Source organism: Burkholderia gladioli, from assembly GCF_000959725.1.
Lineage (GTDB): Bacteria > Pseudomonadota > Gammaproteobacteria > Burkholderiales > Burkholderiaceae > Burkholderia > Burkholderia gladioli.
This window is the reverse complement of record NZ_CP009322.1, coordinates 3791490-3805271: the sequence shown is the minus strand read 5'-3', so window position 1 is coordinate 3805271 and position 13782 is coordinate 3791490. Positions and strand designations below refer to the sequence as shown.

Annotated in this window: 11 protein-coding genes; 6 read left to right on the top strand and 5 right to left on the bottom strand. The window is 71.2% G+C overall.

Features of this window, described 5'->3' with window-relative positions; translation table 11 throughout:
• Positions 1 to 3 precede the first annotated feature (3 nt).
• Positions 4 to 1095, bottom strand: coding sequence for a ubiquinol oxidase subunit II (gene cyoA / locus BM43_RS16355; RefSeq protein ID WP_013689244.1), 1092 nt, complete (start codon positions 1093 to 1095; stop codon positions 4 to 6).
• A 175-nt stretch (positions 1096 to 1270) separates the two neighbouring features.
• Between cyoA and BM43_RS16350 the strand changes: the two genes are divergently transcribed.
• On the top strand, positions 1271 to 2662 hold the full coding sequence (locus tag BM43_RS16350) for an aminotransferase-like domain-containing protein (RefSeq protein WP_042286645.1): 1392 nt from the start codon (positions 1271 to 1273) through the stop codon (positions 2660 to 2662).
• Positions 2663 to 2807: 145 nt separating this feature from the next.
• Here the strand turns inward: BM43_RS16350 and BM43_RS16345 are convergent, their stop codons facing one another.
• On the bottom strand, positions 2808 to 3362 hold the full coding sequence (locus tag BM43_RS16345; protein ID WP_036054635.1) for a hypothetical protein: 555 nt from the start codon (positions 3360 to 3362) through the stop codon (positions 2808 to 2810).
• A 194-nt stretch (positions 3363 to 3556) separates the two neighbouring features.
• The gene (locus tag BM43_RS16340) at positions 3557 to 4459 is read right to left on the bottom strand and encodes a LysR family transcriptional regulator (protein ID WP_036054637.1); all 903 of its coding nucleotides are present in this window, start codon (positions 4457 to 4459) and stop codon (positions 3557 to 3559) included.
• A gap of 209 nt (positions 4460 to 4668) precedes the next feature.
• Here BM43_RS16340 and BM43_RS16335 point away from each other — a divergent pair, with 209 nt between their 5' ends.
• On the top strand, positions 4669 to 5610 hold the full coding sequence (locus tag BM43_RS16335) for a 2-hydroxyacid dehydrogenase (protein ID WP_036054638.1): 942 nt from the start codon (positions 4669 to 4671) through the stop codon (positions 5608 to 5610).
• 89 nt (positions 5611 to 5699) lie between these two features.
• Positions 5700 to 7049 (top strand): MFS transporter, encoded by a 1350-nt coding sequence (locus tag BM43_RS16330; RefSeq protein ID WP_036054640.1) that lies wholly within the window; start codon positions 5700 to 5702, stop codon positions 7047 to 7049.
• Positions 7050 to 7103: 54 nt separating this feature from the next.
• Here BM43_RS16330 and BM43_RS16325 read toward each other — a convergent pair whose 3' ends face one another.
• Positions 7104 to 8000, bottom strand: coding sequence for a LysR family transcriptional regulator (locus tag BM43_RS16325; protein WP_036054643.1), 897 nt, complete (start codon positions 7998 to 8000; stop codon positions 7104 to 7106).
• A gap of 137 nt (positions 8001 to 8137) precedes the next feature.
• On the opposite strand from BM43_RS16325, the gene BM43_RS16320 reads away from it, so the two are divergent.
• From BM43_RS16320 to BM43_RS16305, 3 genes are all read left to right on the top strand, one after another.
• On the top strand, positions 8138 to 9610 hold the full coding sequence (locus BM43_RS16320) for a M20 family metallopeptidase (RefSeq protein WP_080742048.1): 1473 nt from the start codon (positions 8138 to 8140) through the stop codon (positions 9608 to 9610).
• A 97-nt stretch (positions 9611 to 9707) separates the two neighbouring features.
• On the top strand, positions 9708 to 11009 hold the full coding sequence (locus BM43_RS16315; RefSeq protein WP_036054645.1) for an MFS transporter: 1302 nt from the start codon (positions 9708 to 9710) through the stop codon (positions 11007 to 11009).
• Between the two features lie 586 nt (positions 11010 to 11595).
• Positions 11596 to 12705, top strand: a complete 1110-nt coding sequence (locus BM43_RS16305) for an aromatic ring-hydroxylating oxygenase subunit alpha (protein WP_013689234.1) — start codon at positions 11596 to 11598, stop codon at positions 12703 to 12705.
• Between the two features lie 60 nt (positions 12706 to 12765).
• Here the strand turns inward: BM43_RS16305 and BM43_RS16300 are convergent, their stop codons facing one another.
• The gene (locus tag BM43_RS16300) at positions 12766 to 13779 is read right to left on the bottom strand and encodes a homoserine dehydrogenase (protein ID WP_036054648.1); all 1014 of its coding nucleotides are present in this window, start codon (positions 13777 to 13779) and stop codon (positions 12766 to 12768) included.
• Between the last annotated feature and the right edge of the window lie 3 nt (positions 13780 to 13782).

Genomic DNA, 13782 nt, shown 5'->3' with positions numbered 1-13782 from the left:
TGTTTACCGGGTAGCCAGGATCGGCGCCTTGGCGGCGCCGGGGGAAAGGGAGATCGCGCCGGCACCGGCCGACTGGATGGTGGCCGGGATCACGCCCGGCGAGGCCGCCGTGCAGCTCGGGTTGGCCGAGCCGGCGCGCATCGCGGTGGCGACGATGTTGTCGAACAGGTCCGGCACCACGCTCGCGTAGAGCGTCGGCGCGTTCTTCTCGCTGGGCTGCGCGAGCCGCGCGTAGGCCGCCGCGTCGAGCGACACGCTCGCGGCCCTGGCGCGCGCGATCCAGGCATCGAATTCGCCGCGGCTGGTGGCGTAGGTCTTGAAGTGCATGTCCGAGAAGCCGGGGCCGCTGAAGGCCGCCGACTGGCCCAGGTAGGTGCCGGCTTCGTCGGCGATCAGGTGCAGGCGCGTCTGCATGCTCGGCATCGCGTAGACCTGGGTGCCGAGCTGCGGGATGAAGAAGGAGTTCATCAGCGATTCGGCGGTCAGGCGGAAATCGACCGGCGTGCCGACCGGCACCGCCAGCTCGTTGACCGAGGCGACGCCGTAGTCGGGATAGATGAACAGCCACTTCCAGTTCAGCGCGACCACCTCGACGCGCACCGGCTTCTCGGCCGACTCGATCGGCTTGTAGGGATCGAGGCTCAGCGTGGTGCGCCAGATCAGCCCCGCGAGGATCACCACGATCACGCAGGGGATCGACCACACCACCACCTCGATCGCGGTCGAATGCGACCAGCGCGGCGCGTAGGTGGCGCTGCGGTTCGAGGCGCGATAGCGCCAGGCGAACCACAGCGTCAGCGCGATCACCGGGATCACGACCAGCAGCATCAGGCCCAGCGCGATCAGGATCAGCTGCTTTTCCTGCACGCCGATGTCGCCCTTCGGGTTCATCAGCACGCTGCTGCAGCCGCCGAGCAGCAGCAGACCCGCGGCCGGCGCGAGGCGCGCCAGCGGCGCCAGCGCCTTCAGCGCGCCGCGACCGCGACCGGCAGCGGCACGCGAGGGCGGGGCGAGCGAATCATGGCAAGGGGACGAGGGGGACAGCGGTGGTCCCGATTCGACATCGGGCCGGGTTCTGGAGGATGGAGTGCGCATGGAATGTCCGTGTTGGCCGTGCACGCAAATCCGTCCATCCGCATCGCTGCCCGTCGCTGCCGGCCCCGGAACGCGCGGCCGGCAAGGCCGTGCATACAAGTCGCATCATGTATGGATTTACGCGCTTCGATGTCGGATGGTAGAGTAAGACATCACGCATACAAGCCGCGACAGAATGACGCAAAAACACGCGAATCCGATCGATGTATGGAACTCGGGGCTGGTGGCCGGACAAGGGCCGCGCTACCTGCAGATCGCCAACTTCATCGAGCACGCGATCGCCGACGGGCGCCTGCAGCCCGGCGATCGCGTGCCGCCGCAACGGCAGGTGGCCGCCCGGCTCGGGGTCGACCTGACCACCGTGACGCGCGCCTTCAACGAGGCGCGCCAGCGGCACCTGCTGGAGGCGCGCGGGCCGCTCGGCACCTTCGTGGCGGTGCCCAAGGTCCAGCTGGCGCAGCGCGTCGACCTCAGCATGAACATCCCGCCGCCGCCGGCCGGCGTCGACCTCGAGATGCTGCTGCGGCGCGGCATGTCGCAGGTGCTGCTGCGCAGCGACATCGATCTCCTGATGACCTACCACGTCGGCGGCGGCAGCGAGGCCGATCGCGAAACCGCCGTCGGCTGGCTGCGCCCGATGCTGGGCGAACCGGCGCGCGCGCGCGTGGTGGTCGCCCCCGGCGCGCAGGCCACGCTGGCCGCGCTGATCATCGCCATGACGGCCGCCGGCGACACCATCGCCTGCGAGCCGGACATCTACCCGGGGCTGCCGCAGGCGGCCTCGCAACTGGGGCGCGTGGCCAGGCCGATCGCGGTGGACACGCAGGGCATGCGGCCCGATGCGCTCGAGGCGGCCTGTCGCGAGCCCGGCGGGGTGCGGCTGATCTACCTGAATCCGACGCTGCAGAATCCGACCGGCACCACCATGCCGGCGCCGCGTCGCCAGGAGCTGCTGAAGGTGGCGCTGCGGCACGGCGTGCTGATCGTCGAGGACGATCCCTACTGGCTGTTCGCACCCGACGCGCCGCCGCCGCTGGCGAGGATCGCGCCGGCCCAGGTGGTGTATGTGTCGACGCTGTCGAAATGCCTGTCGCCGGGGCTGCGCACCGCCTTCGTGGCACTGCCCGACGAGGGCCTGCGCAACGCCTTCCTGAGCGCGCTGCGCTCGTTCTCGCTGATGGCGCCGCCGCTCACCAACGCGCTGGTCACGCAATGGATCAACGACGGCTCGGCCGCGCAGGTGCTGGGCGGCGTGCTCGGCGAGGCGCGCGAGCGGCAGCGCGCCGCCGCCCAGGTGCTCGGCGCGAGCCATGGCGACGGCGCCGGCATCCATCTCTGGTATCCGCTGCCGAGCTACTGGGCGCCCGGCGAGCTGGCCGCGGCGGCCAGCGCCGAGGGGCTGGCGGTGGCGCCGTCCACCGCCTTCCATCTCGGCGGCCAGGCGCCCAACGCGATCCGCGTCTCGCTGGGTGCCACGCCCGATCGCACCCAGCTGCACGCGGCGCTGCGCCGGCTGTCGGTGCTGCTGGCCAGCGACATCTCGAGCGGGCGCGGCCTGATCGTCTGAGCCGGACGGCGGCCGCCGCCGGCCGCGAAGGCGAGCAAGGTCACGAAAACGAAACAGCCCGGTCGAGGCAGGATCGCTTCGACCGGGCTGTTTGCTTGGTGCCGCGCGCGGATCAGGCGGCGGCGGGCTTCGATACGCCGATAAGTCAGACTTCGAGGCCGGGCTTGCGCGTGGCCGGCCCCGGCGCGGCGGGCATCGGCGCCGGCGTGCGGGCCGGGGCCACCGTCCTCGCGGGCGGCGCCACCGGCACCAGGTACAGCACCGGCTGCGGCATCTGCATCAGGACCACGGGCGGCCCGGCGAACATCGCGTCGAGCGGCGCGCCGGCGGCAAACGCCGGCATCCCGCCCAATGCTGCCTGCTGCAGCGCCTGCTGCAGCGCCTGCATCTGCGCCTGCATGCGGGCCTGCATCGCCGCCATCTGGACCATCTGCATTTGCATCCGCGCCTGCATGCGGCGCAGATCCGCGGGCGGCATGCCGCCCGTGCTCGACTGCATCACGAAGCTGGCCTCGCCGTTCGGGCTGTGCCAGCTCCAGGTCTTCACGTGCGCCGGGCCGTCGGCCGTCTGCACGATCCGGGATGTTTCCTGGGCGGCCACGGTCCTGCCGTCGACCTGCACGAACACGGGCTGCGCCGCGAACGCCAACACCGGGGCCAGCACCAGCGCGCCGGCCATGATCGCTGAATGAAGTCGCATCGGTTTTCCTCCTGTCGTTATCGCTCGTCGGGACGGGCGGCGAAAATCTCGCGCGGAAATCTTGTTGGAGGAGGCTTAAACGGGGCTTAAGAAACGGCATGCATGCAAGCTGGGATGGCGCATCTCGAGTTGTCCGTGCCACTGGTGAAAAAGCAGCGGCCGAACCCTGCGTTGCCTGCTTGCAACGCCGTGCCTCATCCGCCCCCCAGCCCTGCGAAATACCCCAGCGCGAACGCCCGGAACCGCTCCACCGCCGGGCTGTCGCGCTCCACGCGCCAACCCAGGTCGAGATCGGCGGTCGCCTCCTGCGTCCACAACGGCCGGAACACCACGTCGCGCATGCCAAGCTCGCGCGCCGAGGCCGGCACGATCGACACGCCGATTCCGGCGCGCACCAGGGTCAGCACCGTGTGCGTCTGGTCGAGCTGCTGGGCCACGTCCACATGCACGCCGGCCGCCGTCAGCAGCGCGACGATCCGGTCGTGGAAATAGCGGCCGCCGTCGGCCGAATACATCACGAAGGGCTCGCCCGCCAGGTCCGCGGCCGCGATCGTGTCGCGCGCCACCAGCCGATGCGCGGCCGGCAGCACCGCCAGCAGCGGCTCGCGTGCCAGCAGCTCGATGCCGATCTGCGGGTCGGGCGACTGCGCGCGCAGGATGCCGAGATCGATCGCGCGCGTCTTGAGCGCCTCGAGCTGCGCCACCGACACCATCTCCTTGAGCACCAGCCGGATTCCCGGCAACTGCTCGCGCGCCGCCGCCAGCAGGTCCGGCACCAGCCGGTAGCCGGCCACCGCGGTGAAACCGATCGCGACCTGCCCCGCATCGCCGCGCGCCACGCGCCGCGCCGCATCGGCGGCCTGCTCGGTCAGCCTCAGGATGCGCAGCGCGTCCTGGTAATAAGCCCGCCCCGCGTCGGTCAGCTTCACGCTGCGGCTGTTGCGCTCGAACAGTTGCAGCCCGAGCGACTCCTCCAGCAACTGGATCTGCCGGCTCAGCGGCGGCTGCGTCATGAACAGGCGCGCGGCGGCCCGCCCGAAGTGCAGTTCCTCGGCCACGGCGATGAAACAACGCAGATGATTGAGTTCGACGTTCATTCCAATTCTTGAATTGATCGATGCGAAACATAGCTTAGACCTCGATCGATCGCCTGCCTATACTCGTTCGCACCCGGCCGCCGAGCAGGGCGCGCCGGCCCCGCCGCACCGCGTCACGGCGGCCTTCGCGGCAGCGCGCGAGGCCTCGCGGCCCGCGCGCCCGGCGCGCCTGCCAGGCGCCGCCGCTTCATCGTTCGAGGCTCCCCCGCATGTCGTTTGAAATCCTGCTGATCAATCCCGTCCTGCCCTCGCTCGAGCGCCAGCTCGCCGAGCGCTACACCCTGCACCGCTACTACGAGCACGCCGACAAGGCCGGCTACCTGCGCGAGATCGGCGCGCGCATCGACGGCGTCGTCACCGGCGGCGCCTCGGGCATCGCCCGCGAGGTGATGGCGCGCCTGCCGAAACTGCGCATCGTGGCGGTCAACGGCATCGGCACCGACGCGGTCGATCTCGACCACGCCCGCGAGCGCGGCCTGCATGTCTCGACCACGCCCGGCGTGCTCACCGACGACGTCGCCGACCTCGCGCTGGGCCTGCTGCTGGCGACCTGCCGCGGCATCTGCAACGGCGACCGCCAGGTGCGCGAGGGCGGCTGGGGCAAGGCGCCGGCCCTGCCGCTGGCGCGCAAGTTCAGCGGCATGCGGGTGGGCATCGTCGGGCTGGGCCGGGTGGGCCGCGCGATCGCCACGCGCGCCGCCGCCTTCGGCTGCCCGATCGCCTACACGGACCTGCGCGCGATCGACGGCGTGCCCTATCGCTTCGTCGACGATCTCGCCGCGCTCGCGCGCGACAGCGACGCGCTGGTGCTGGCGGCCTCGGCCGACCGGGCCGAGGGCATCGTCGACGCGCGCGTGCTCGACGCGCTGGGCCCCGATGGCTACCTGATCAATGTCGCGCGCGGCCGGCTGGTGGACGAGCCGGCGCTGGTGCGCGCGCTGGCCGAAGGCAGGATCGCGGGCGCCGGGCTCGACGTGTTCGTCGACGAGCCGAACGTGCCCGCCGAGCTGTATTCGATGCCCAACGTGGTACTGCAACCGCATCGCGCCAGCGCCACCGTGCAGACGCGCGAGGCGATGGGCGCGATCGTGCTCGACAGTCTCGCGGCCAGCTTCGCGGGCCGCCGGCCGGCCACCAGCGTCACGCCCTGAGCGCTGGCGGGCCCCGGGCGCCCGATGAAGCCCCGCCCGGCAGGCAGCACCCACCAGAACCATCCCGCCAGAACAGGGAGGAGACAGAGATGAAAAGCATCGACCTCGCGACGCCGAAGGCGGCCGTCGCCGCCGGCCGCATCGGCCATTTCCGCTACTGGATACTCGCGCTGATCTTCACGGTCACCGTGCTCAACTACGCCGACCGCGCCACGCTCTCGATCGCCGGCACCTTCGTCGCCAAGGACCTGGGCCTCACGCCGGCCTCGCTCGGCATCGTGTTCTCGGCCTTCGGCTGGGCCTACGCGATCGGCCAGATCCCCGGCGGCTGGCTGCTGGACCGCTTCGGCGCGCGGCGCGTCTACGGCGCGAGCATCGTGCTGTGGTCGCTGTTCACGATCGCGCAGGGCAGCGTGTCCTGGTTCGGCGGCGCGGCCAGCGCCACCGCCGCCCTGTTCGTGATGCGCTTCATGCTCGGCCTGGTGGAGTCGCCCGCCTTTCCCGGCAACGCGCGGATCGTCGCCACCTGGTTCCCGACCAACGAACGCGGCACCGCCAGCGCGCTGTTCAATTCCGCGCAATACCTGGCGGTGGTGATCTTCACGCCGCTGATGGCCTGGCTCACCCACGCGCTGGGCTGGCACCAGGTGTTCTTCTTCATGGGCGCGCTCGGGCTGGCGATGGCGGCGGTCTGGTTCGCGACGCTGCGCGAGCCGGGCTCGCATCCGCGCATAAGCCGCGCCGAGTTCGAGCACATCGCCGCCAACGGCGCCCTGGTCGGCCTCGACGGCAGCCGCGGCGGCACCCGTCGCCGCTTCAGCGCGCAACAGATCGGCGCGCTGTTCACCAGCCGCACGCTGTGGGCCATCTACATCGGCCAGTACTGCATCACCGCGCTCACCTACTTCTTCATCACCTGGTTCCCGATCTACCTGGTCAAGGCGCGCGGCATGAACATCATGACGGTGGGCCTGGTGGCCGCGCTGCCGGCCATCTGCGGCTTCAGCGGCGGGGTGCTGGGCGGGCTGCTGTCGGACTTCCTGATCCGCCGCGGCTGCTCCAACTCGGTGGCGCGCAAGACGCCCTTCCTGCTCGGCATGACGCTGGCCACCTCGCTGATGCTGGCGCCCTGGGCGCGATCCGACTCGCTGGTGGTGGTGCTGGTGTCGCTGGCCTTCTTCGGCAAGGGGCTCGGCGCGATCGGCTGGGCCGTGCTGGCCGACGTCGCGCCGCGCGACATGACCGGCCTGAGCGGCGGCATCTTCAACGGCATCGGCAACACGGCCGGGATCGTCACGCCGCTGGTGATCGGCTTCGTGGTGGCCGCCACCGGCTCCTTCGACATCGCGCTGTGGTTCGTCGGCGCGCACGGGATCGTCGCGATCCTCGCCTACGGGCTGCTGGCCGGCAAGTTCGAGCGCGTCCGGTTGCCGGGCTGAACGCGCCCCGGGACGAGGCTCGAGACGGGCCGTGCCACGCGGCCCGCCCCCCGCTCACGCCTCCTCGAGCTGCGCGATCAACTCGGCCAGCAGGCTCCTGGCCACCGCCGGCAGGCGACGCTCGCGCATGCTCATCACCCGCAGCCGGCGTTCGTTCAGCAAGGGCTCGTCGATCGCGCGCGCCAGCAGCGTGCTGCCCTGCGCGAGCCCCTTGAGCGCCACCGCGCTGCCGAGCGTGACGGCGCCGGTGCGCGCCGCGAAGGCATGCAGCACGGCCGAGTTGTTGCTCGACAGCAGCGGCTCGATGCGCACGCCGCGCGCCGCGCAGCACAGGTCGAACAACTGCCGCACCGTGTTGCCGCGTTCGAGCAGCGCCAGCGGCCAGGCGCGCAGGTCCTCAAGCGTCAGCGCCTGGTTCGCGGCCAGCGGATGCGTCGGCGCGAGCAGCGCGCGCACCGGCATGCCGATCTCGTATTCGATGCTGACCGCGGGCGTGCCGCCGCCCGAGAAGGCGATGCCCAGATCCACCTCGCCGATCGTCACCCAGTGCTCGACCTGGGCCGGCGTGCCCGAACGCAACTGGTAGCGCGCCAGCGGCACGCGCTCGTGATGGCGCGCCAGCACCTCGGGCAGGAACGAACGCGTAAAACCCTCGGTGCAGCCCAGCCGCACCAGCCCGCCCGCCTGCTCGCGCCCCGCCGAGATCTCGCCGATCACCGCCTCGGCCTCCAGCAGCGCGCGCCGCGCATGCGCGGCCAGCAGCTCGCCCGCCTCGGTCAGCACCATGCCGCGCGGCATGCGCTCGAACAGCGGTGCGCCGACATCCTGCTCGAGCTTGCTGATCTGTCGGCTGATGGCGGAGACGGCCACGTGCAGCGTATCCGAGGCCCCCGCCAGCGAACCGGTGCGCGCCACCTCGACGAAATACCGCAATGCGATGCCGTGCAGCATGCCCCTTTCTCCCCGGCGCGAACGCGCCCTGCCTTGCCATTTCGGCAAGTCTATTCGACATCTTTGTAATTGTTGCGAATTTTTGGCGTTCCTAGAGTGGGGCATTCCAGCCTTCCGCCTTGCCAGGAGCGCCCCCGATGTCCACCATCCAATCCGCCCGCAACCCGCGCCAGCAGGCGCTCGACCTCGCCGTGCGCGCCCACGACGGCGGCGCGCTGCTGGCCGATCTCGCGCGCCGCGTGGCCTTTCGCACCGAAAGCCAGGAGCCCGCCCAGGCCGAGGCGCTGCATGCCTACCTGAGCGACGAGATCGCCCCGGCGCTGGCCGCGCTCGGCTTCCGCTCGCGACTGGCCGACAACCCCGCCGGCGCGCGCGCACCGTTCCTGATCGCCGAGCGGATCGAGGATCCCGCCCTGCCCACCGTGCTCAGCTACGGCCACGGCGACGTGGTGCGCGGCTACGACGCGCAATGGCGCGCCGGCCTCGCGCCCTGGCGCGTGACGGTCGAGGGCGATCGCTGGTACGGACGCGGCACGGCCGACAACAAGGGCCAGCACTCGATCAACCTGGCCGCGCTGGCGGCCGTGGTCGAGGCGCGCGGCGGCCGGCTCGGCTACAACCTCAAGCTGATCTTCGAGACCGGCGAGGAAATCAGCTCGCCCGGACTCGACGCGATCTGCGCGCGGGAGCGCGAGGCGCTGGCCGCCGACCTGTTCCTCGCCTCCGACGGCCCGCGCGTGAGCGCCGAGCGCCCGACCCTCTTCCTCGGCTCGCGCGGCGGCCTGAACATCGAGCTGAGCGTGGCGCTGCGCGAGGGCGGCCATCACTCGGGCAACTGGGGCGGCGTGCTGCGCAATCCCGGCACGGTGCTCGCGCATGCGATCGCGAGCCTGATCGACCGGCGCGGCGCGATCGCGGTGGAGGGCCTGCGCCCGCCGCCGATCCCCGACGCGGTGCGCCGCGCGCTGTCCGACATCGAGCTGGGCGGCGACGAGAACGCGCCCGCCATCGATCCCGACTGGGGCGAGCCGGGCCTCACGCCGAGCGAGCGCGTGATCGCCTGGAACACGCTGGAGGTGCTGGCCTTTCGCACCGGCAACCCCGAGGCGCCGGTCAACGCGATCCCGCCCGACGCGAAGGCGATCTGCCAGTTGCGCTACGTGGTCGGCACCGACACCGCGAACGCGCTCGCGCATCTCGAGGCCCACTTCGCCCGGCACGGCTTCGACGAGGTGCGGGTGACGGTCTCGCAGCGCTCGCCCGCCACCCGGCTTGACCCCGACGATCCCTGGGTCGAGTGGGCGCTGGACTCGCTGCGCGCCTCCACCGGCAAGCCGCCGGCGCTGCTGCCCAATCTCGGCGGCACGGTGCCCAACCACGTGTTCGCCGACACGCTCGGGCTGCCGACGCTGTGGGTGCCGCATTCCTACCCGGCCTGCGCGCAGCATGCGCCGAACGAGCACCTGCTGGGCTCGGTGGCACGCGAGGCGCTGGCCGTGATGGCCGGGCTCTGGTGGGACCTCGGCGAGGACGCGGCGCGCATCGTCGCCGAACGGCGCGCGCGCGACGCCCGGCGCACCGGCGCCGCGCCAACCGCCGTCTGCGCATAAGGACCGGCGCGCCTCGCGCCACATCTGCCCGGCATCGTCGCCCTCCCGCGCGGCGACGCCGGACTCCGCCGTCGTACCCGAACCGATCGAGCGTCCCATGAACCGTCCCGTCCCCTCCCCCGCCCCCGCGCGCAAGCCGCCCAGCCTGGTGCAGATCGTCGTCGCGACCTCAGCCGGCAATGCGCTCGAGTGGTTCGACATCGCCGTTTACGCCTTCTTCGCCGTCTATATCGGCCAGCACTTCTTCCCGGCCCGCAACGAAACGGCCTCGATGCTGCTGACCTTCGGCTCGTTCGGCGCCTCCTACCTGGTGCGCCCGCTCGGCGGCTTGGTGCTGGGCGCCTATGCCGACCGGCGCGGCCGGCGTGCCGCCCTGATGCTGACGGTCACCCTGATGATGATCGGCACCGGCCTGATCGCGGTGATGCCGGGTTACGCGAGCATCGGCATCGCCGCGCCGCTCGGCGTGTTCGGCGCGCGCCTGATCCAGGGCTTCTCGGCCGGCGGCGAATTCGGCGCCTCCACGGCGATGCTGATCGAGCACGCGCCGCACCGGCGCGGTTTCCTGGCGAGCTGGCAGTTCGCCACCCAGGGCCTGGCGCTGCTGCTGGCCGCCTCGTTCGGCTACGGCCTGGCGCGGGTGCTGTCGCCGGCCGAGCTGGCCGACTGGGGCTGGCGCCTGCCGTTTTTCTTCGGCGTCCTGATCGGCCCGCTCGGCCTCTACCTGCGCCGCTTCCTGGAGGATGCGCCGGCCTTCCTCGAGGGCGAACGCTCCGAGTCGCCCGCGCGCGACCTGCTCGCCACCCACAAGCGCGCGGTGCTGGTCGCGATCGGCGCACTCAGCGTGTCGACCGCCGTCAACTACCTGCTGCAATACCTGCCGACCTTCGCGATCCGCCAACTGCACCTGCCCACCGCCACCGGCTTCGCGGCCACCATGGCCGGCGGCGCGATCCTGACCCTCGTCACGCCGCTGGCCGGCCATCTGTCGGACCGCATCGGCCGGCGCCGGCAGATGACGGTGGTCGGCATCCTGTTCGCCGTCACCGCCTGGCCGGCCTTCTCGTACACGGTCGCGCACGTCTCGGTGCCGACCCTGTTCGCGCTGGTCTGCTGGCTGGCCCTGCTCAAGTCGATCTACTTCGGCGCGCTGCCGGCGCTGATGTCGGAGCTGTTCCCGGCCGCGACGCGCTCGACCGGCATGTCGGTGGCCTACAACATCGGCGTGACCGTGTTCGGCGGCTTCACGCCCGCGATCGTCACCTGGCTCACCAGCGCCACGGGCGATCGCAGCGCGCCCAGCTTCTACCTGATCCTCACCGCGATGATCAGCCTGGCCGCGCTCGCCTCGGCCGGCAGCAAGACGACGCCGCTGGGCCGGCGGCCCGCCGCGGCCTGAGGCGACCGCAGCCTCGGGCTGCCTGCTCCTGCTCCTGCTCCTGCTCCTGCTCCTGCTCCTGCTCCTGCTCCTGCTCCTGCTCCTGCTCCTGCTCCTGCTCCTGCTCCTGCTCCTGCTCCTGCCCCTGCTCCTGAGCCTGAGCCTGAGCCTGAGCCTGAGCCTGAGCCTGAGCCTGAGCCTGAGCCTGAGCCTGAGCCTGAGCCTGAGCCTGAGCCTGAGCCTGAGCCTGAGCCTGAGCCTGAGCCGGCGCAGGCACCGGCGTCCGCGCCGAGCACCGGCGCCGAGCAGCCGCATCCGGGCCTGCGCCACACACCGGGACGGCTTTCATGCCCTTCCCGGCACCGTTTCGCCTCGATCGATGTGCATGCACCGAACCACCCGGCAAGCTTGCCGCCGGCCGCCCGGCGCCGGCATTCCATAAGCAGCGATCCATCCCCGACCCGGCACCGATTTCCCCCTAGGGGTTTGTCACCATCCTTTCACACGGCGCCCGCATCCCGGCCGGTTTCGCGTAAACTGCGCCGGATCACTCCCTCGCGTCCCCACGCGATGGTCGAAGCATCCGGAATGCAAGGAGATGTCACGCATGCACGCAGTGCCTTTACCGACCCAGAACGTGATCGACTCGACCGCCACGCAGCCAGTGCGCGATCTGCGCCGCGTGCCGATCCATCCCGACTTCTGGTATCCCCTGGCCTGGTCGCGCGAACTGAAGCGCGGCAAGACTCTCGGCGTGCAATTCGCGGGCGACCCGATCGTGTTGTTTCGCGGCGAGTCGGGAACGGTTTTTGCGCTGGAAGACCGTTGCGCGCACCGCCAGGTGCCATTGCACGCCGGCGTGGTCGACGGCGACGCGCTGCGTTGCGGCTATCACGGCTGGACCTACGATTGCAGCGGCAAATGCGTGGACGTGCCCTACCTGGGCAAGGAACGCCTGCCCAACGGCGTGCGCGCCTACCCGTGCCGCGAGGTGCGCGGGCTGATCTTCGTGTTCACGGGCGATCCCGCCCTGGCCGACGAGAAGCCGGTGCCCGAGCTGCCCACGGTGGCCGACCCGAAGTACAAGACGCGCCGCTTCGGCCGCGCGGTCAAGTGCCATTACTCGTTCATGCACGAGAACCTGATGGACATGAACCATCAGTTCCTGCATCGCCGCGAGATGGGCCAGATGAAGGCGCGCTCGCTGGGACGCCGCCGCGGCGAGGGCTGGGTCGAGGTCGACTACACCTTCTCGCGCGCCGAGGGCAAGCAGCCGATCGGCGAGGCGCTGGTGTTCGGCGCCAGCAAGAAGCCGCAGGACCAGAGCGACAAGAGCGTGATGACGATCCGCACCGAGTACCCGTACCAGACGCTCAAGATCCTCTCGAGCGAGGGCACCCTGGTGATGGACCTGTGGATCGTCTACGTGCCGCTCGACAAGCAGCAGCGCACCAACCGCACCTTCGGGCTGCTGTCGATCCGCAAGCCCTCGGTGCCCTTCGCGCTGGACCTGGCCTGGCCGCTGCTGGTGTGGTTCACCGAGCGGATCTTCAAGGAGGACCGCTGGATCGTCGAGCGCGAGCAGGAAGCGCACGACATGCAGGGCGCCGACTGGAACCACGAGGTGTTCCCCGTCATCAACGACCTGCGCGACGTGCTGCGCAACAACGGCGGGCGCACCGTGATCCCGATCCGCGAGCTGGGGCCGGCGGCCTGACGGGCAGGCGGCAACGAAGCGAAGGCAGGCGAAACGCCTGCCTTTTTTATTGCGCGCGGCTCAGCGCCCGACGACGCCGAGCATCAGCAGGTGCTCGAAATCCTTCAGCGCGGCGGCGGCCGTGGCCAGCGGGCTGGTGCGGCCGATCGCGACCAGCTCGCCCATCGCATCGGTCTCGATGCGCACCGCCTTCATGCCCGCACCGATCCCCGCGAAGGGATGCGCGGCCTCGTAGGTGGCCAGGCGCACCGAAGCCTCCACCCGCCCCTCGCCCCCCGCGCGCCGCTCGATGCGGCCGACCAGCTTCGGTACCAGGCCATCCGCGCGCCAGCGCGCCAGTTGCCCGGCCTCGATCGGCGCGATGCCCTCGCGCGCGATCTCATCGAGCGCCAGCCGCGCGCCGAAACCCGCGTTGGCCAGGATGCAGACCTTGCAGGCCGTGTCCCAGCCCTCGACATCGAAGCGCGGATCGGGCTCGGCCATGCCGGCGCGCTGCGCCTCGGCGAGCGCATCGGCGAAGGCGATGCCGGCCATCATCCGGTCCAGCACGTAGTTGGTGGTGGCCGTGAAGATGCCTTCCATCACGCGCACCTCGCAGCCGGCCGCGTTGTAGTCGAGCAGGTCGATGGTCGGCAGCGCGGCCGAGGTCGCGCCGCTGATCTTCAGCTCCACGCCGTTCGCATCGGCCAGCGCGCGCAGGCCCGGGTAATCGAGCACCAGCGCGCCCTTCGAGATCGCGATGCCGTGCGCGCCGGCCGCGAGCGCCGCGCGCAGGTAGCCGAGCGCGGCGCCGCCGCTCAGGTAGTCGGTCGGGCCGGCCTCGATCAGCACGTCGGGCCGCGCGGCAGCCACGAAGGCCTCGCCCGTCAGCGCCGCGTCGAGCGGCGCATCGGCCGCGAGCGGATCGCGCAGGCCCTCGCGATCGACGCGAGCGCCGCGCGAGCGGCTGATGCCGACCAGCCGCACCTCCACCCCGTAGCGCTCGCGATAACGCGCGCGACGCGCCGCCAGTAGTTCGGCGACGGCCCGGCCGATCTGGCCGAAGCCCGAGATCGCGACATGGCAGCGTGACATCGG

Excerpts from the sequence above, each read along its gene's own strand:
- cyoA (WP_013689244.1), bottom strand. The coding sequence starts at position 1,095 with ATGCGCACTCCATCCTCCAGAACCCGGCCCGATGTCGAATCGGGACCA.
- BM43_RS16350 (WP_042286645.1), top strand. The coding sequence starts at position 1,271 with ATGACGCAAAAACACGCGAATCCGATCGATGTATGGAACTCGGGGCTG.
- BM43_RS16345 (WP_036054635.1), bottom strand. The coding sequence starts at position 3,362 with ATGCGACTTCATTCAGCGATCATGGCCGGCGCGCTGGTGCTGGCCCCG.
- BM43_RS16340 (WP_036054637.1), bottom strand. The coding sequence starts at position 4,459 with ATGAACGTCGAACTCAATCATCTGCGTTGTTTCATCGCCGTGGCCGAG.
- BM43_RS16335 (WP_036054638.1), top strand. The coding sequence starts at position 4,669 with ATGTCGTTTGAAATCCTGCTGATCAATCCCGTCCTGCCCTCGCTCGAG.
- BM43_RS16330 (WP_036054640.1), top strand. The coding sequence starts at position 5,700 with ATGAAAAGCATCGACCTCGCGACGCCGAAGGCGGCCGTCGCCGCCGGC.
- BM43_RS16325 (WP_036054643.1), bottom strand. The coding sequence starts at position 8,000 with ATGCTGCACGGCATCGCATTGCGGTATTTCGTCGAGGTGGCGCGCACC.
- BM43_RS16320 (WP_080742048.1), top strand. The coding sequence starts at position 8,138 with ATGTCCACCATCCAATCCGCCCGCAACCCGCGCCAGCAGGCGCTCGAC.
- BM43_RS16315 (WP_036054645.1), top strand. The coding sequence starts at position 9,708 with ATGAACCGTCCCGTCCCCTCCCCCGCCCCCGCGCGCAAGCCGCCCAGC.
- BM43_RS16305 (WP_013689234.1), top strand. The coding sequence starts at position 11,596 with ATGCACGCAGTGCCTTTACCGACCCAGAACGTGATCGACTCGACCGCC.
- BM43_RS16300 (WP_036054648.1), bottom strand. The coding sequence starts at position 13,779 with ATGTCACGCTGCCATGTCGCGATCTCGGGCTTCGGCCAGATCGGCCGG.